Origin of the sequence: Nocardioides sp. Leaf285, assembly GCF_001422955.1 — a bacterium.
GTDB classification, from domain to species: Bacteria; Actinomycetota; Actinomycetes; order Propionibacteriales; family Nocardioidaceae; genus Nocardioides; species Nocardioides kribbensis.
On record NZ_LMNH01000004.1, the window covers coordinates 575,663 to 592,684 of the forward strand.

At 74.0% G+C, this 17,022-nt stretch carries 13 protein-coding genes and 1 tRNA gene; 4 read left to right on the forward strand and 10 right to left on the reverse strand.

Annotated features, from left to right (window positions below):
- Nucleotides 1-136: 136 nt before the first annotated feature.
- A complete protein-coding gene (locus ASF47_RS16915; RefSeq protein ID WP_082500502.1) occupies nucleotides 137-961 on the forward strand; it encodes a rhomboid family protein in 825 nt (274 codons plus the stop codon).
- A 352-nt stretch (nucleotides 962-1,313) separates the two neighbouring features.
- Here the strand turns inward: ASF47_RS16915 and ASF47_RS16920 are convergent, their stop codons facing one another.
- Complete coding sequence (locus ASF47_RS16920; RefSeq protein ID WP_056865123.1) at nucleotides 1,314-1,772, reverse strand: cell division protein CrgA; 459 nt, start codon at nucleotides 1,770-1,772, stop codon at nucleotides 1,314-1,316.
- Nucleotides 1,773-1,864: 92 nt separating this feature from the next.
- Here ASF47_RS16920 and ASF47_RS16925 point away from each other — a divergent pair, with 92 nt between their 5' ends.
- Nucleotides 1,865-2,737: a DUF881 domain-containing protein gene (locus ASF47_RS16925; RefSeq protein WP_056865124.1), complete on the forward strand. Its 873-nt coding sequence runs from the start codon at nucleotides 1,865-1,867 to the stop codon at nucleotides 2,735-2,737.
- On the opposite strand, the gene pknB is transcribed toward ASF47_RS16925, so the two are convergent.
- The 7 genes from pknB to ASF47_RS16960 all read right to left on the reverse strand — a co-directional run bounded on the left by pknB (nucleotide 2,709) and on the right by ASF47_RS16960 (nucleotide 11,922).
- A complete protein-coding gene (gene pknB / locus ASF47_RS16930; RefSeq protein WP_082500441.1) occupies nucleotides 2,709-4,592 on the reverse strand; it encodes a Stk1 family PASTA domain-containing Ser/Thr kinase in 1,884 nt (627 codons plus the stop codon). The genes ASF47_RS16925 and pknB overlap by 29 nt on opposite strands.
- The gene (locus tag ASF47_RS16935; protein ID WP_056865125.1) at nucleotides 4,589-6,289 is read right to left on the reverse strand and encodes a serine/threonine protein kinase; all 1,701 of its coding nucleotides are present in this window, start codon (nucleotides 6,287-6,289) and stop codon (nucleotides 4,589-4,591) included. The genes pknB and ASF47_RS16935 overlap by 4 nt, the downstream gene beginning before the upstream one ends.
- Nucleotides 6,286-7,785: a peptidoglycan D,D-transpeptidase FtsI family protein gene (locus ASF47_RS16940; protein WP_056865126.1), complete on the reverse strand. Its 1,500-nt coding sequence runs from the start codon at nucleotides 7,783-7,785 to the stop codon at nucleotides 6,286-6,288. Before ASF47_RS16940 ends, ASF47_RS16935 begins: the two co-directional genes overlap by 4 nt.
- Before the next feature lie 76 nt (nucleotides 7,786-7,861).
- On the reverse strand, nucleotides 7,862-9,274 hold the full coding sequence (locus ASF47_RS16945) for an FtsW/RodA/SpoVE family cell cycle protein (protein ID WP_056865127.1): 1,413 nt from the start codon (nucleotides 9,272-9,274) through the stop codon (nucleotides 7,862-7,864).
- Complete coding sequence (locus ASF47_RS16950; RefSeq protein ID WP_082500442.1) at nucleotides 9,274-10,689, reverse strand: PP2C family protein-serine/threonine phosphatase; 1,416 nt, start codon at nucleotides 10,687-10,689, stop codon at nucleotides 9,274-9,276. Before ASF47_RS16950 ends, ASF47_RS16945 begins: the two co-directional genes overlap by 1 nt.
- On the reverse strand, nucleotides 10,686-11,162 hold the full coding sequence (locus ASF47_RS16955) for an FHA domain-containing protein FhaB/FipA (protein ID WP_056865128.1): 477 nt from the start codon (nucleotides 11,160-11,162) through the stop codon (nucleotides 10,686-10,688). Before ASF47_RS16955 ends, ASF47_RS16950 begins: the two co-directional genes overlap by 4 nt.
- A complete protein-coding gene (locus ASF47_RS16960) occupies nucleotides 11,155-11,922 on the reverse strand; it encodes an FhaA domain-containing protein (protein WP_227488770.1) in 768 nt (255 codons plus the stop codon). Before ASF47_RS16960 ends, ASF47_RS16955 begins: the two co-directional genes overlap by 8 nt.
- 174 nt (nucleotides 11,923-12,096) lie before the next feature.
- Between ASF47_RS16960 and ASF47_RS16965 the strand changes: the two genes are divergently transcribed.
- A tRNA-Leu gene (locus tag ASF47_RS16965) sits at nucleotides 12,097-12,180 on the forward strand.
- A gap of 376 nt (nucleotides 12,181-12,556) precedes the next feature.
- Here the strand turns inward: ASF47_RS16965 and ASF47_RS16970 are convergent.
- Both ASF47_RS16970 and ASF47_RS16975 read right to left on the reverse strand, forming a co-directional pair.
- Nucleotides 12,557-14,266, reverse strand: coding sequence for an alpha/beta hydrolase (locus ASF47_RS16970; protein ID WP_162242286.1), 1,710 nt, complete (start codon nucleotides 14,264-14,266; stop codon nucleotides 12,557-12,559).
- Between the two features lie 104 nt (nucleotides 14,267-14,370).
- Nucleotides 14,371-14,772: a MarR family winged helix-turn-helix transcriptional regulator gene (locus ASF47_RS16975; RefSeq protein WP_228941968.1), complete on the reverse strand. Its 402-nt coding sequence runs from the start codon at nucleotides 14,770-14,772 to the stop codon at nucleotides 14,371-14,373.
- A gap of 146 nt (nucleotides 14,773-14,918) precedes the next feature.
- Here ASF47_RS16975 and ASF47_RS16980 point away from each other — a divergent pair, with 146 nt between their 5' ends.
- Nucleotides 14,919-17,003, forward strand: a complete 2,085-nt coding sequence (locus ASF47_RS16980) for an MMPL family transporter (RefSeq protein ID WP_056865132.1) — start codon at nucleotides 14,919-14,921, stop codon at nucleotides 17,001-17,003.
- The last annotated feature ends 19 nt before the right edge of the window (nucleotides 17,004-17,022 follow it).

Sequence of the window (17,022 nt, forward strand, 5' to 3'; positions counted from 1 at the left end):
TCCGACCACACGACCAGGCCGAGCCGTGACCGCTGACCCGACCTCCCAGACCGGGGTGCCCACCTGCTACCGGCACCCCGACCGGGAGACCTACATCCGGTGCCAGCGGTGCGGCCGGCCCATCTGCCCCGACTGCATGCGTGATGCCGCGGTCGGGTTCCAGTGCCCGTCGTGCGTGGCGGAGGGGGCGAAGAGCACCAGGAGCGGGCGCACGGCGTACGGCGGGCTGCGCCCGACCAAGGCGTCGACGACGTCGATGGTGCTCATCGGCGTCAACGTGGTCGTCTTCCTGATGGCCCTCGCCTCGGGGGGCACCGCCGGCAAGCTGGTCGCCTACCTCGGCCAGCACACCCTCGGGCGCTGCGAGCTGCCCGACGGCCGCTACTTCCCCGGGGTCACGCAGGCGGTGTGCGAGGGCGCCGGGCCCAGCAGCGCCTACTTCGCCCCCGGCGTGGCCGACGGGGCGCTGTGGCAGCTGCTCAGCAACGGCTTCCTGCACGCCTCGATCCTCCACATCGGGCTCAACATGCTGGCGCTCTACGCCCTCGGCCCGCAGCTCGAGGTGGCGCTGGGCCGCACCCGCTTCCTCGCGCTCTACGTCGTCTCGCTGCTGGGCGGCTCCACGCTGGTGCTCTGGGCGGCCGACGAGAACACGCTCACCCTCGGCGCCTCCGGCGCGATCTTCGGGCTGCTCGGCGCCACGCTCGTCATCGCCTACAAGGTCGGCGGCAACGTCCAGCAGATCCTGCTGTGGGTCGGCCTCAACGCGCTGATCACCTTCACGGTGCCCTACATCTCCTGGCAGGGCCACCTCGGCGGCTTCCTCGGCGGCGCCGCCGTCGCCGCCGTGCTCGTCTACTCGCCCCGCGGACCCCGACGCTCCGTCGTCCAGGCCGCCGGGCTCGCCGGCGTCGTCGCCGTGCTCGCCGCCGCCGTCGTGCTGCGGCTGCTCACCGTCTGAGCCGAGCCTGGCCCTCTCCGGCCACCCGTGGTGCGGGTGGTTTCGAGACGCTCGCTGGCGCTCGCTCCTCAACCACCGGGGTGCGGGTGGTTTCGAGACGCTCGCTGGCGCTCGCTCCTCAACCACCGTGGTGGTTGAGGAGCGAGGAGCGCTAGCGACGAGCGTCTCGAAACCACCGGCGCGGGGGCGAGTTGTCCACAGCTGTGGAATCACATGTGGAGAACTACACGCGTGTAGTTCTCCACAGGTTTGTCCCCAGATGTGCAGAACCGCCCGCCGTCCGGGGGGACGACGGGCGGTGCGGGTGCTGCGGCGGGGACGGGTCCGGGGGCCGGCGAGGGCCCCGGGGGACTCACTCCCAGCGGGTGGCGAAGACGAAGCCGACGGCCATGAAGGCGATGCCGACGATGAGGTTGGACTGGTTGAGGTCGTTGAAGACCGGCACGTCGGTGAGGTCGTTGCTGAAGACGTAGAACGTGCAGATCCAGATCAGGCCGACCACGAAGCAGCCCAGCATGCCGACGACGACGCCGCGCCCACGACCCAGCGGGGTCGAGGGGTGGGCCGAGACCACGAGTCCGAGGAGGACCAGGCCGAAGCCGATGACGTAGTTCCACCGCTCGATGTCGCCCATGAAGGCCGGGCCCGAGGCCTCGGCGTCCAGCACGGACGGGTCGGCGCGGACCCCGAGGTAGTAGTAGGCGATCCAGGCGATGCCGGCCGCGACGAGCAGGAGCGCGACGACGAAGCGGGGGCCGACCGCCGGGCCCTGGCGGGGTTCGGCGAAGGGGTCCTTGTCCTTCAACTTCACGGTGGTGCTCCTCGTCGAGGGCGTGGACGCCTCGGGGTTCGGGGTGGGCGGGGACGGGGTCCCGTCGCTTGTCGCGGGTTACCTTAGTCGGCATGACCCCGACTTCCCACGCCGCGCCGCCGCAGCCGCCGGACCCGTCGGGGCCGTCGGGGCAGCGGGAGCCGCAGGACGGCTCGGGGGCCGCGGCCGGGTGGCACCGCATCGCGGCGTCGCTGCGCGCGCGCCGCCGGCCGGGCGCCGCGCGTCCGCTGGCCTGGCGGGTCGGCACCCCCCTGGTGGTGCTGCTCAGCGGGTCGCTCTTCGTCATCAGCGCCCAGTCCAGCGAGGGCACCGACCTGCGACCGGGCCGCTACACCGACCTGTCGTCGCTGGTCGGCGCGGAGGCCGACCGGTACGACGAGCTGCGCCAGCGGGTGCAGGACCTCACCGGCGAGGTCGCCACGCTCGGCGCCCAGGTCGGCGACGCCGACACCCGGCGGGTGCAGGAGCGCATCGAGACCCTGCGCGACCCCGCGGGTCTCGAGCCGCGCGAGGGCGCCGGTGTCTCGGTCACGCTGGCCGACGCCCCCCTCGAGGTCGCCCAGGTCACCGAGCAGCCGCTCGAGCTGCTCGTCGTGCACCAGCAGGACATCCAGGCCGTCGTCAACGCCATGTGGCGCGGCGGGGCGACGGCGGTGACCGTCGCGGGCCAGCGGGTCGTGTCGACCACCGGCATCAAGTGCGAGGGCAACTCCGTGCTGCTGCAGAACGTGCCCTACCCCCAGCCCTACGTCATCGAGGCCGTCGGCGACCCCTCCGCGCTGGCCGCCTCCATCGAGGGCGACGACTACCTCGCGCGCTACCGCGCGCAGAGCGAGCTGCCCGACGTGCAGATCGGCTGGGACTTCGCCGCCGAGTCCGACGTCGTCGCGCCCGCCTTCGACGGGCTGCTCGACCTCAGCTACGCCGAACCGCTCGAGGGCTGAGGCGACCCCCGCCGGGGCCGCGGCGCCCCGTCGTACGCCGGGAGGGCGTGGTCGGGAGCACGGCGCGGTCGTCACCGCGCAGGTCGGGGAGGACCCCGTCGCTGGGCGACGGCGAGGGCGATCCCGACGGGGTCCCGCTCGGCGACTCCGACGGCGACTCCGAGGGCTCCTCGCTGGGCTGCTCGAAGGTGGTGACGAAGATGTAGACGTCATTGCCCTGGGCCAGCTCCTCGCCGGCCTCGGGCACCTGGTCGACCACGGTGCCGGTCTCGGCGTCGGTCTCGCCGTCCTCCTCGCGCACCACGGGGTTGAAGCCGGCCGCGATGATCTGGCGCCGCGCCTCGGCCTCGGTGAGACCCTCGACCGAGGGCACGGTCTCGGGGCCGTCGGAGACGGTGAGGGTCACCGTGGAGCCCGACTCGACCTCCTGGCCGGCCTCCGGGGCCGTGGAGACGACCTGGCCCGCGGGCAGGTCGGACTGGGTCTCGGCGACCCGCGCCACGAGGTCGACGTCCTCCAGCGCCGCGACGGCGGCGCGCTGCTGGAGGCCGACCACGCTCGGCACCGGCACCTCGGGGGTGCCGGTGGAGACGGTGAGGTCGATGGTGCTGCCGGGGTCGACGAAGCTGTCGCCGGAGGGGTCCTGGGAGATGACGCGGTCGGCGGCGACGTTCTCGTTGGCGACGTAGTTGATGTCGCCGAGGGTCAGCCCGGCCTCCCCGATGGCGGCGCGGGCGCGGTCGATGTTGGTGCGCACGACGTCGGGCACCTGGGTCTGCTCGGGCGCGGTGGGGAAGAGCCGCGGCCACAGCAGGACGCCGGCCACGATCAGCCCGATGAGCAGCAGCACGAGGGCCACGACCAGACCGCCGCGCGAGGAGGAGGACTCCTCCGCAGGCGTGGCGTCGGGGGTCGGAGCCGGGGCGGCGACGGGCATGGGGCGCGGCGGCGGGGTCTGCGAGACGGGCAGGAGCGGCGGCGGGGGCGTGGCCTGCACCGGGCGGCCGGCGAGGTAGCGCTCGATGTCGCTGCGCATCGCGGCCGCGGACTGGTAGCGGTCCTCGACCCGCTTGGCCAGCGCCTTCATCACGATGGCGTCGATCTCCGGCGGCAGCGAGGTGTCGTGGTCCGAGGGCGGCTGGGCCTGCTCGCGCACGTGCTGGTAGGCCACGGCGACCGGGCTGTCGCCGACGAAGGGCGGGCGGCCGGCGAGGAGCTCGTAGAGCAGGCAGCCGGCGGAGTAGACGTCGGAGCGGGAGTCGACGGTCTCGCCGCGGGCCTGCTCGGGGGAGAGGTACTGCGCGGTGCCCACGACGGCGGCGGTCTGGGTCATCGTGGAGGAGGCGTCGCTGATGGCGCGGGCGATGCCGAAGTCCATGACCTTGACGTCGCCCGACGGGGTCAGCATGACGTTGCCGGGCTTGATGTCGCGGTGGATGATGCCCGCGCGGTGGCTGTAGTCGAGGGCCGAGAGCACGCCGCTGGTGATCTCCAGGGCCCGCTCGGGCAGGATCTTGCGGCCCTCGCGCAGGATGTCGCGCAGCGTCCGGCCGGCCACGAACTCCATGACGATGTAGGGCTGCTGCACCCCCGAGCCGTCGGCGGCCGGCTCCTCGCCGGTGTCGTAGACGGCCACGATCGAGGGGTGGTTGAGCGAGGCCGACGACTGCGCCTCGCGGCGGAAGCGGGCCTGGAAGGTGGCGTCGCTGGCCAGGTCGGTGCGCAGGCGCTTGACGGCCACCACCCGTCCCAGCCGGGTGTCGGTGCCCTTGCGGACCTCGGCCATGCCGCCGCGACCGAGCAGCTCACCGATCTGGTAGCGCCCGCCGATGAGGATCGGCTGCGAGCCCGTCATGGCGTGGTCCCTTCGGTGCGGGCGGTGTCGGCGGTGTCGGCTGTGTCGGCGGAGCGGCCGGAGGTGGTGGTCCCGCCGGACCCGGTGGCGGTGGAGGGGCTGGTCGTGGTGGCGGCCGGGTCGGTGGCCCCGGGGGTCGCGTCGGGGGCGGGAGGTGCGGCGGGGTCGGCCGGGGCCCGTCCCTCGGCCGGCGACGCCGCGGTCGGCGTCGGGGTCGGCGTCGGGGTCGGTGTGGGAGTGGGCGTCGGGGTGGGGGTCGGCGTCGGGGTCGGGGTGGGCTCGGGCTCGGGGGCGGCGCCCCAGAAGCTCACCGTGACGGTGTCGCCCTCGGTGAGGGTGCCGGTGGGGTTGACCGAGTCGACGATGCCCTGCTCCTCCTCGCCCGGGTTGTCGACCTCGTTGAGGGTGACGTTGAGGCCGAGGGCCTCCAGCGCCTCCTGCACGTCGCGGTAGTCACGCCCGACGTACTGGTCGGGGTCGACCTCGACGGTGGCCGGGGCCTCCTCGGTCGGGCTGGAGCTCGGCGACTCGCTGGGGCTCTGCTGCGTGCGCGTCGGGCTCGGCCGCTGCTGCGGGGTCTCCTCGGTGTCGTCACCGCCGCCGGAGAGGGCCAGCCACAGCACCAGGGCGCCGACGGCGAGCAGCGCGAGCAGCACCAGGGCCCACACCCAGCCGGCGGTGCCCCTGCGGCGCTCGTCCTCGGCCGGCGGCGGGGTGGACGCGGGCGTCGGGGTGGGGTCGGGCGTCACGGGGGCGCCGACGCCGGTCATCACCTGGGTGCGGTCGGCGGGCACCGCCCCGGGGGCGAGCACCTGGGTCGAGGCGGCCGAGGGCGCGTCGGGTCCCAGCGAGGAGGGGTCGCGCAGCGCGGCGGCGAAGGCCGCGGCGTCGGCGTACCGCTCGGCGGGCTCCTTGGCCAGGGCCCGGCGCACGACGCGGGCGAGGTCGGCGGGCACCGCGGCCGGCAGGTCGGGCACGGGCTGGTTGAGGTGGGCCAGGGCGGTGGTGACCGGGGTGTCGCCCTGGAAGGGGCGACGCCCGGCCAGGCACTCGAAGGCTACGACGCCGAGGCTGTAGACGTCGGAGACGCCGGTCGCGGTGGTGCCGCGGGCCTGCTCGGGGGAGAGGTACTGCGGCGTGCCCATGACCTGGCCGGTCTGGGTCAGCCCGACCGACTGGGCCGCGCGGGCGATGCCGAAGTCGGTGATCTTGACCTGCCGGTCGGCGGTGACCAGCAGGTTGGCCGGCTTCACGTCGCGGTGCACGATGCCCGCGGCGTGGGCCGCGGCCAGGCCGTCGGCGGCCTGGGCCACCAGGTCGCGGGCGACGTCGGGGTCCATCGGCTGGCCCGGGCGCAGCAGCGCCGAGAGCGGCTGGCCCTCGACGAGCTCCATCACGAGGTAGGGCCGCGGCACGCCGGACCCGTCGGCGCTCTGCGCCTCGCCGAAGTCGTAGACCGCGGCGATGTGGGGGTGGTGCAGCGAGGCCGCGTGGCGGGCCTCGGTCTCGAAGCGCGACCGGAACGACGGGTCGTCGGCGTACTCGCTCTTGAGCAGCTTGACCGCCACCGTGCGGCCCAGCGTCGTGTCGGTGGCCCGCCAGACCGCGCCCATGCCGCCGGTGGCGATGCGGGCGTCGAGGTGGTAGCGGCCGGCGTCGTCGGCGGAGCCGCCGATCTCGGGCATCGAGGTGGTCATCGGATCACGGCCTCCATGACGGCCTTGGCGATGGGCCCGCCGAGCAGGCCGCCGGCGATCTCGCCGCGGTCGATGCCGGGGGCCTTCTGGATGACGATGGCCACGGCGACCTGGGGGTCGTCGGCCGGGGCGAAGGACGTGAACCAGGCGTAGGGCGGCACGTCGTCGATGCCGCTCTGGGCCGTGCCGGTCTTGCCGGCCACGCTGATGCCGTCGATCGCGGCCGGCGAGGCCGTGCCGTTGTCGACGGTGGAGACCATGAGCTCGGTGACCTGGTTGGCCGTCGACTCGCTGACCGCCTCGGAGAGCAGCTCGGGCTCGGTGGCCTCGATCCGCTCGAACTCCGGCGACTGCACCTCGTCGACGAGGTAGGGCCGCATGACCTTCCCGTCGTTGGCGATGCCGGCCGCGACCATGGCCATCTGCAGCGGGGTGGCCCGCACCTCGAACTGGCCGATGCCGCTCTGGCCGGTCTCCGGCTCGTTCATGTCGGTGGGGAACACCGACTCGGCCTGCGGCTGGAGGTCGTCGAAGTACTCCTCGTTGAAGCCGAACGCCTCGGCCTGGTCGCGCATCGCGTCGGCGCCGACCTCGACGGCCAGGCGCGCGAAGGTGGTGTTGCACGACTGCTCCATCGCCTGGGCGAAGGGGATGAGGCTCGTGCCGCAGGAGCGGCCCTCGTTGTCGATCAGCCCGGTCTCGCCCGAGGTCAGCGGCAGCTGGTACGTCGCACCGCCGGGCACCTGGTCGGCGGCGGTGTACTCGCCGCTCTCGATCGCCGCGGCGGCCGTGACGATCTTGAAGGTCGACCCCGGCGGGAGCGTGGTCTGGATGGCGCGGTTGTTGAGCGGGTCGTCCTCGTCGGCGTCGAGCTGCTCGTAGGCGGCGTTGACCTCGCTGAGGTCGTGGGAGGCCAGCCGGTTGGGGTCGAAGGACGGCAGCGAGACCATCGCGAGGACCTTGCCGGTGCGCGGGTCGAGCGCGACGACCGAGCCCTGGCCGTCGGGGCCGATGGTCTGGCGCAGACCGTCGAAGGCGGCCTGCTGGGCCTCGGGGTCGAGGGTGAGCTGGACGTTGCCGCCCTTCTGGCCCTGGTTGCTGAGCAGGTCGACCAGCCGGGTGACGAAGAGGCGGTCGTCGTCGCCGGAGAGGATGTCGTTCTGGGTCTGCTCGATCCACTGCTGGCAGGTCGTGCAGTCGCTGGACTGGGCGTTGTAGTAGTTGAACCAACCCGTGGCGTGGGCGTAGAGCAGCGGCTTGGCGTAGGTGCGCTGGAACTCGTAGCGGTCGTCGGAGGGCACGCTCTCGGCGACGGCCTGCCGACCCACGAGCACCGCGCCCCGCTCCTGGGAGAAGGTCGCGTCGACCGCGCGGCGGTTCTCGGGGTCGCTGTCGAGGCTGTCGGCGCGCCAGTACTGCAGGTAGGTCACGTTGAGCATCAGGGCGAGGAACAGCAGCATGATGCCGACCGAGACCGTGCGGATGGGCTTGTTCACCGGTGGTGCTCCTCTCCTGGGCGGGTGCTGGCGGGGGCGCTGACGGGGGTGGACCTCGGTCGGCGGGTCGGGGTGGTCAGAGCTTGATCACCTGGGTCGACTCGTCGGCGTCGTCCTCGGCGTCGGCGGTGAGGTCGGGCACCGGGCTCCGGGCGAGGTCGGAGATGCGCAGCAGCAGGGCGATGACCACCCAGTTGGCGACCAGCGAGGACCCGCCCTGCGACAGGAACGGCGTGGTGAGACCGGTGAGCGGGATCAGGCCGGTGACGCCGCCGATGACGACGAAGACCTGCAGCGCGAAGACGCTGCCCAGGCCCGTGGCCAGCAGCTTGCCGAAGCCGTCGCGGGAGATGATCGCGGCGCGCAGTGCGCGCTCCACGATGAGGCCGTAGAGCAGCAGGATGGCGATGACGCCGGTCAGGCCGAGCTCCTCGCCGAGGCCGGCGATGATGAAGTCGGACTCCACGATCGGGATGCGGGTCGGGTCGCCGCCGCCGAAGCCGCGGCCCAGCAGGCCGCCCCAGGCCATGCCGAAGAGGCCCTCGACGTTCTGGAAGCCGGTGTCGTTGGTGCCCTCGCCGTAGTAGGCGAAGGGGTCCAGCCACACCGACACGCGGGTCTGCACGTGGCCGAAGAGCCGCCAGGCGGTGAGGGCGCCGCCGAGGAAGAGGGCGCCGCCGACCACGAGCCAGCCGGGCCGCTCGGTGGAGACGTAGAGCATCACCAGGAAGAGGCCGAAGAAGAGCAGGCTCGAGCCCAGGTCCTTCTGGAAGATGAGGATGCCCAGGCTGACCAGCCACATGCCGAGGATCGGGCCCAGGTCGCGCCCGCGGGGCAGGTCGACGAAGAGCACGCGGCGCCCTGCGAGCGCGAGCGCGTCGCGGTGGAGCACGAGGTAGCCCGCGAAGGCGATGACCAGCAGGACCTTGGCCACCTCGCCGGGCTGGAAGCTGAAGGGGCCCAGCGAGATCCAGATCCGCGCGCCGCGGATCTCGGTGCCGAGCACCGGCATCATCGGCAGCAGGAGCAGCACGATCGCGCTGAGCCCGGCGGTGTAGGTGAAGCGGGTCAGCACCCGGTGGTCGCGCAGCACGACGAGGGTGACCATGAAGAGCACCGCGCCGAGGGTCATCCAGATCAGCTGGTTGCGGGCCAGGTCGGTGCCGTCGACCAGGTCGACGCGGTGGATGAAGGCCAGGCCGAGGCCGTTGAGCGCGGCCACGACCGGCAGCAGCACCGGGTCGGCGTACGGCGCGACGATGCGCACGACCACGTGGGCGGCCACCACCAGCGCGGTCAGCCAGCCGCCGTAGCCGACGATGTCGGCCGGCACCCGACCCTGCACGCCGATGCCGACCGCGGCGTAGGCGCCGATGCCGACCGCGAGGGCGAGCACCAGCAGGAAGAGCTCGGCGCCGCGGCGGCGCCGGTGGACGAAGCCGATGATCGGGTTGGCGCCCTGCGCGGGCAGCGCGGTGCGGGCGGCCATCAGCGGGCTCCCGCGGTGGCCGGGCTCGACGAGGCGTCGGCGCCCGGCTCGACGCCGGCCTCGCCGTTGCCCGAGTCGGTGCCCGAGTCGGTGCTGGAGTCGGCGGTCTCGTCCTCCATCGCGGCCACCAGGTTCTCGATGATCTGGCGGGCGCCGTCGAGGCTGCCGGCGCTCATGCCCTGGCGGACGTTGTCGGCCTGCAGCTCGGTGAGCCGGTCGAGGTCGACGTTGGTGCGCTCGTAGGGCTCGTAGAGCGAGGCACCGGGCAGCTCGGTGTTGACGCCGCGGTAGATGTAGACGACGCCCTCCTCCTCGCTGACGAAGTACTGCTGCTGGCTCCAGGACCAGGCCGCGGCCGCGGCGATCCACACCAAGCCGCCGACCACGGCGGCCACCATCACCCAGCGCAGCCAGGCGAAGCGGGCCGGCGGGCGCAGGGCGTAGCGGGCGGCCTCGGGGTCGATGGGGTCCGACGGGATCGCGTGGGCGTCGGGGGGCAGGCCCTCGGGGATCTCGGCGAGCACGGGCTCGAGCTCACCGGTGTCGCCGGAGCGGTGGCCGCGGAAGAGGCTGGGGCTGCGGGTGCCGCGCGGCACCCGGCGGCGCAGCTCGGCGGCCGCACCGACCAGCAGCGGCTCGAGGGCGGCGAGCTCGTCGGCGCGCTGGGCCGCGCCCGTCTCGTCGAGCACGTCGGCGACGATGCAGGTGACGTTGTCGGAGCTGCCCGCCTCGAGGCTGGCGCGCACCAACTCCACGGCGGCGTAGTCGGGGGTGCCGGAGGAGAGGATGTCGGCCAGCCGGGCGTCGTCGAGCACGCCGCAGGCGCCGTCGCTGCACAGGAAGAGCCGGTCGCCGGCCTCGAGCTCGACGAGGAAGAGGTCGGGCTCGGCCTCGTGGATGCCGTCGAGGGCCTTGAGGATGAGGTTGCGGTGGGGGTGGACCCGCGCCTCGGCCTCGGTGATGCGGCCCTCGTCGATGAGGCTCTGCACGAAGGTGTGGTCGCTGGTGAGCTGGCTGATGCGGCCGTCGCGGTAGAGGTAGGCCCGGCTGTCGCCGACGTGGCCGACGGCGACGCGGTGGCCGTCGAAGAGCAGCACGGTGGCGGTGGTGCTGGTGCCGTTGAGGGCGGGGTCCTCGTCGACCAGCTCGCCGATGCGGTCGTGCGCGCGGTGCAGGGCGCCCGCGACCTGGCCGACCAGGTCGTCGGGGGCCAGCTCGCCGGGGGGCTGCTCGTCGAGGCGGCGCAGCTGCTGCACGGCGGTGCCGCTGGCGATGTCGCCGCGCGCCGCGCCGCCGACGCCGTCGCAGACGCTGAGCAGCCAGGGGCCGGCGTACCCGGAGTCCTGGTTGTCCTTGCGCACCCGCCCGACGTCGGAGATGGCGGAGTAGTCGAGGACCAGCGTCGGGGAGCTCACTTGCGCAGCTCCAGGATGGTCTTGCCGATCCTCACCTGGGTGCCGAGGGTGATCGTGGTCGGCTGCGTGATGCGGACCGTGCCGATGTAGGTGCCGTTGGTGGAGCCGAGGTCCTCCACGAACCACTGGTCGCCGGCGGCGGCGATCCGGGCGTGGCGGGTGGAGACGTAGTCGTCCTCGAGGCGGATCGCCGCGTCGTTGCCGCGGCCGATGAGGATGGGGGCCTGGTCGAGCTCGGCGCGCTCGCCGGCGCTGGAGCCCTCCACGACCAGCACGTGGGTGGGGGAGCCGCGCCGGGGCTTGGCCGCCTTGGCCTTCTTCTCCTTGGGCGCCTTCTGCCCCCGGCCGCGGGCGGCCTCGGGCACGCGCGCGCCGAACATGTCGGAGCGGATGACCGAGATGGCCGAGAGCACGAAGATCCACAGGATCGCCAGGTAGGCGATGCGGACCAGCAGCAGGGTGAGCTCAGACATCGATGCGCTCCTCGACGATGCGGACCGTCAGCGTGGTGTTGCCGATGCGCACCTCGGTGCCGTCGTCGGCGATCGAGCGGCTCATCTTCTGGCCGTTGACGAGCATGCCGTTGGTCGAGCCCAGGTCGTGGACCTCGATGTGGACGCCCTCGCGGGTGCCGATCGTGCGGGCCGCGACGCGGAACTCGATGTGGCGCCGGCTCACGCCGGGGTCGTTGATGCGCAGGTCGGCGTCGTTGCCGCGACCCACGACCACGCCGGGCGGGTGCAGCGGCTGGCGGGTGCCGTTGACCTCGAGGATCGCGCGGGCCCGGCTGACCTGGGTGTGGGTGGCGTTGCCCGTCACGCGCGCCTGCGCGCGGCTGCGGATGCGGAAGCGACCGGTGGTGAGGTCGCCGGACTCCTCGAACTCGATGCTGATCGGGCCGGGGAAGGAGTAGCCCTGAGCGTCGGCGTGCTCCTGGAGCTGGCCGGTGAGGTCGTCGGCCAGCGCGGTGTCGTAGGGCGCGAGGCGGTCGAGGTCGGTGATCGACAGCTCGACGTGGAAGGCGTTGGGCACGAGGCGGCGCTCGCGGGAGAGGATCTGCGCGTTGTTGTCGCACTCGCGCTGCAGGGCGGCCGCGATCTCCACCGGCTGCACCGCGGAGCGGAAGGCGCGGGCGAACGCGCCGGAGATCATGCTCTCGAGCCGCTGCTCGAACTTCTGGATCCCACCCACCGTGTCGCCTCCTTCCCTGGTGTCGGCCCTGGTGCTGGCCATCGTGTCGGCACTGGTCGGTGCGCGGCCCGCGCACGGCAGGCCTAGCGACCCGGTGTGTGCCCGGGTTGCCGACGATCGTAACGGGACGGGGCCGTGCGGCTGGTCACCCCGAGCGGGGGGTCGGCCCGGGTTTGGGGATGGCCTCGCGTCTGGGATACCGTGCAGTCGCTTCACGCGCGAGTGGCGGAATAGGCAGACGCGCACGGTTCAGGTCCGTGTGTCCGAAAGGACGTGGGGGTTCAACTCCCCCCTCGCGCACGTGGATCCGAGGACAGCTCCTCGGGACAGCACGACGACGGAAGGCCGGATCACCCCAGGGTGATCCGGCCTTCTGCTGTTCCCGGCCCCTCGCCGACGCAGGGGGCGACAATCGGGGCGGCGGTCGGGTGCCGGTAAATGCGACCCGCCCCCGAGGGCCGGTGCGTGACCGGGTCGGGGGCGGGGAGCGCTTGTTCTGGGTGCCTGACACCTTCATGCCCGGGCCCGTACTCGTTGAAACTCGAAAGATGCAGATTTTTTTCGAGGTTCTGTTGAGGTCCCGTGTGCGGCGGTCGCGGACGGGCCGGATCGGGCCCGTCCGCGACCTCTCACGCGGGGAAGTGCAGACGTCCGGGGGTGCCCCTCGCCGGGAGGCTCACCCGAAGGGACCGACCCCCGAGCAGGTCCGGTCGGCCGCCGGGGCGAGGCCCGAGACCAGGAAGTCCGACACCGCGCGGGTGGCGCAGCGGTTGGTGCCCGTGGCGACGTGGCCGTAGGCCTGGGCGGTGACCAGGCGGGCGCCCGTCTCCCCCTGCAGCGCCAGGGCGCCGGTGAGCGGGGTGGCGGGGTCGTAGCGGTTGTTGACGATGAGCATCCGGTCGGCGGCGTCGGTGGTGAAGGGGCCGCGGTAGGCGTCGTCGCCCGAGCCGGGCCAGCCCACGCACGCCGAGGAGGACCAGGTCCACAGCGGTCCGAAGTCCGGCGCGGCGGCGTCGGCGGTGTCGGCGGCGGTGGGCCAGACGTCGGTGGACGGCGGGTTGACGCTGTCGGAGCAGAGCACGCCGTGGAAGGCGCCGCTGATCGCGATCCGCGCCCGCGCCGAGGTGCCGGCGGCGGAGGGCGTCGAGCCGGCGCGGGCGAGCACGGTCTCGTCGGGGCCGGGGAAGGGCAGGGCCTCGACGGTGCGCGCGGCGGCGCGGCGTACGGCGGCGAGGTCGGCCACGGCCGCGCCGGTCCCGGCGCCGCGACCGCGGGCGTCCTGGGCGCGGATGGCGCGGCGGGCCTGGGCGGTCATCTGCGCGACGGTGGACAGGTCGCCGGCGTAGAGCAGGCCGAGGGTGGTGCCGACGAAGTCGTCGTAGCCCAGCCGGATCGCGCGGCCGAGGGCGCGGTCGTCCTGGAGCCGGTCGGCCACGGTGTCCCAGGCGCCGAGGGCGTCGCCGGCCACGGGGCAGGCGGGGCGCCCGGCCGCGTCGCACGCGGCGAGGCCCGCGACGAGGGCCTCGCGGGAGCCCTCGCCGCTGCCGAGGCGGGTGGTGACGGGCACGGTGGTGCCGGTGCCGTCGCGCCCGCTGGTCCACGCGACGGGGTCGAGCACGCCGTCGACGACGAGCGCGCGCACCGAGGAGGGGAAGAGCGCGGCGTAGGTGGAGCCGAGCATGCTGCCGTAGGAGGCGCCGAAGTAGCTGACGGTGTCCTCGCGCAGGGCCCGGCGCACGTGGTCCATGTCGCGGGCGACGTCGGCGGTGCTCATGTGGTCGAGGATCCGGCGGCCCTCGCACAGCCGCCGCTCCTGGAGGTCGAAGGCCAGCCAGCGGTCGATCTGCCTCGACGTGCGGGGATAGGCCTGGCGGGGGTACCCGACGTGGCCCTTGCCCTCGCAGAGCAGGTCGGCCGTGCCGCCCACGCCGCGCGGGTCGATGCCGACGATGTCGAAGCGGTTGCGCACCGTCGGGCCGAGGAACTGCCCGGCGTAGGTGGCGAACTCGGTGGCCGAGCCGCCGGGGCCGCCGGGGTTGACGAAGAGGGTGCCGATGCGGCGCGACGGCTTGCGGGCCGGGACCTTGAGCACGGCGAGGCTGACCGTGGCGCCGTCGGGGGCGTCGTAGTCGAGGGGAGCGGGCACGCGGGCGCAGCGGAAGCGGCCGCAGTCGCGGAAGCGCACGCGCGGCACGGCGCGGTCGGAGCCCGGGGTGTCGGCGACGCGCACGGTCGCGGCCGGGGTCGTGGTCGCGGGGTCCGCGCTCGGGGCGGCGACTGCGCCGCCGGGGGCGGAGGCGAGTCCGAGGGCCAGCACGGCGGCGAGGCCGGCGGCGAGCACCGCGGGGAGGGGTCGGGGGCCTGAGAGGTGTCTTGTCCTGCGCACCTCCGCCATCCTGCTGCCCGGCGACCGGCCTGGCAACAGGCGCCCGGGTCGCGGGTGGGGCCGGGTGACGCTCGGCCGGTGGTCAGGCGGTGGTCAGGCGGTGGTCACGTGGTGGGGCGCGGCGCGGGAGGAGGGCCGGTGACGGTCTCGAAGGCGGCGGCGGCGCCGCGCAGGTAGCGGGCGACGACGGCGCGCTCGGTGTCGTCGAGGTCGGCGTCGAGGGCCCGCAGCGCCTCGAACATCGGCATCAGGTGGCCCAGGATCTCGGCGCGCCCGGAGTCGGTGAGAGTGACGACCGTGCGCCGGCGGTCCTCGGCGTGGGGCTCGCGCTGCACGTGGCCCTTGGTCTGGAGCCGGTCGACGACGCCGGTGGACGCCGCGGTGCTGACCTCGAGGAGCCGGGCCAGCTCGGCCGGGCCCATCGGCTCGCGCACGAGGTGCTCGAGGGCGGAGAGCTCGGAGTCGCTGACCCGCGAGCGGCGGGCCAGCTCGTGGCGCACCCGCACGGCGCGGTCGACGACGTCGCGCAGCAGCTGGGCCGAGAGGGGACCCTCGGGCGGGGTGGGGGCCTCGGAGATTTTGTTTCACCAACTTAGTGACTAAGGTTCCGAACCAACGCCCGCAAGCCTACGTCGAGCCCCAGGAGCCTGCCATGTCGTCCTCGCTGAGCGACCGCGTGACCGGGGTGGTCACGGGTCGTCGCACCGCCGCCCTGGTGGCCCTCGTGCCCCTCCTGCTCGCCGTGCTCGCGATCCTCTTCGTGGGCGAGGGCGAGCGCGAGGCCCGCAGCACCGACAGCGTGCCGGCCGGTCTCGACAGCACCCAGGGCACCGAGCTGCGCGACGCCCTGCCCGAGGACGACTCCAGTGCGGCCGTGGTCGTGCTGACCGCCGACGAGGGCACCTTCGACGACGCGACCGTGCGCGAGCTCGGCCGGCTGGGCGAGCAGGTCGGCGGCGTGGCCACCGGCCCCGACGGCCCGGTCACCGTGGCCGAGGACGGCACCGCGGCGATCGTGGTCGTGCCGGTGGCGGCGGGCTCGGCCACCGACACCGCCGACGCCGTGACCGAGCTGCGCGAGCGGCTCGACGAGGGCGTGCCCGCCGGGGTGACGGCCCAGGTCACCGGGCCCGCCGCGATCCAGGCCGACCTGGCCGCGGTCTTCGACGGCGCCGACTTCCGGCTGCTCGGCGCCACCGCCGCGGTCGTGGCGATCCTGCTGATCCTCACCTACCGCAGCCCCGTGCTGTGGCTGGTGCCGCTGACCGTCGTCGGCGTCGCCGACCGCCTGGCCGCGGTGGCCTCGACGCAGGCGATGGCCGGGCTGGGCGTGGCCTGGGACGAGTCGACCGTCGGCATCCTCTCGGTGCTGGTCTTCGGCGCCGGCACCGACTACGCACTGCTGCTGATCTCGCGCTACCGCGACGAGCTGCGCCACGAGGAGTCGCGGCACCGGGCGATGGCCACGGCGCTGCGGCGTACGGCGGAGGCCGTGCTGTCGAGCTCGGTGACGGTGGTGCTCGGCCTGCTGACCCTGCTGCTCTCCCTCGTGCCGACCACCCGGGGCCTCGGGCTGGCCTGCGCCATCGGCGTGGTGATCGCCGCGACCTTCGCGCTCGTGGTGCTGCCGGCCGCGCTGGTGTGCTTCGGGCGCTGGGTCTTCTGGCCCCGCGTGCCCCGCGTCGGCGAGGCCCCGCTGGCCGAGAGCGACTCGCTGTGGCACAAGGTCGGCGTGCAGGTGGCCCGCCGCCCCGCCGCCTTCGTGGCCGGGACCCTCGTGCTCCTCGCGGTGCTCGCCGTCGGGCTCTTCCGCATCGACACCGGCCTCGACCAGGCCGAGCAGTTCCTGGAAGAGCCCGAGGCCATCGCGGCCTCGACCCGGCTCGGGGAGTCCTTCCCCGCGGGGGTCTCCGACCCCACCCAGGTGCTGACCCGAGCCGACGGCGAGGAGGTGCTGGCCGCCGTCGAGGGCAGCGCCGGCGTGGCCAGCGCCAGCATCGGTGCCAGCGGCGCCGGCATCACCCAGGTCGACGCCGTGCTCGACGCCGCCCCCGGCAGCACGCAGGCCGCCGACGCGATCGAGACCCTGCGCGAGGACCTCGAGGGCTTCGACGACACCCACGTGACCGGCAGCGAGGCCCAGGCCCTCGACGCCGGGGAGGGCGCCGCCCGCGACCGGCTGCTGATCCTGCCGATCATCCTGCTGCTCGTGCTGGGCGCGCTGCTGCTCCTGCTGCGCTCGGTGGTCGCGCCGCTGCTGCTGGTGGCCACCGTGGTGGCGACCTACGCCGCCAGCCTGGGCGCCTCGTGGTGGCTGTTCACCCAGGTGCTGGGCTTCAGCGCCCTCGACAGCGGCGTGCCGCTGCTGGCCTTCCTCTTCCTGGTGGCCCTGGGCGTGGACTACAACATCTTCCTCGTCACCCGCGCCCGCGAGGAGGCCGCGGCCCACGGCTCGCGCGAGGGCATGCTGCGGGCGCTGACCGCCACCGGCGGGGTGATCACCAGCGCGGGCATCCTGCTCGCCGCGGTCTTCGCGGTGCTCGGCGTGCTGCCGCTGGTGGTGCTCGCGCAGCTCGGCACGATCATCTGCGTCGGCGTGCTGCTCGACACCCTCGTCGTGCGCACCGTGCTCGTGCCGGCGCTGGCCGTGCTGCTGGGCGACCGCTTCTGGTGGCCGCGCCGGGTGGGCGGCGACGCGGGGCCGCAGCACGCGGCGCGGCCCGCCCGCACGGTCTAGACGCTCCCCCCACGCGGTG

What these genes read in the sequence shown, in the direction of transcription:
- ASF47_RS16925 (WP_056865124.1), top strand. Translation starts at nt 1,865, where the DNA reads ATGACCCCGACTTCCCACGCCGCGCCGCCGCAGCCGCCGGACCCGTCG.
- ASF47_RS16915 (WP_082500502.1), top strand. Translation starts at nt 137, where the DNA reads ATGCGTGATGCCGCGGTCGGGTTCCAGTGCCCGTCGTGCGTGGCGGAG.
- pknB (WP_082500441.1), bottom strand. Translation starts at nt 4,592, where the DNA reads ATGACGGGCTCGCAGCCGATCCTCATCGGCGGGCGCTACCAGATCGGT.
- ASF47_RS16980 (WP_056865132.1), top strand. Translation starts at nt 14,919, where the DNA reads ATGTCGTCCTCGCTGAGCGACCGCGTGACCGGGGTGGTCACGGGTCGT.
- ASF47_RS16960 (WP_227488770.1), bottom strand. Translation starts at nt 11,922, where the DNA reads ATGGCCAGCACCAGGGCCGACACCAGGGAAGGAGGCGACACGGTGGGT.
- ASF47_RS16955 (WP_056865128.1), bottom strand. Translation starts at nt 11,162, where the DNA reads ATGTCTGAGCTCACCCTGCTGCTGGTCCGCATCGCCTACCTGGCGATC.
- ASF47_RS16935 (WP_056865125.1), bottom strand. Translation starts at nt 6,289, where the DNA reads ATGACCACCTCGATGCCCGAGATCGGCGGCTCCGCCGACGACGCCGGC.
- ASF47_RS16945 (WP_056865127.1), bottom strand. Translation starts at nt 9,274, where the DNA reads ATGGCCGCCCGCACCGCGCTGCCCGCGCAGGGCGCCAACCCGATCATC.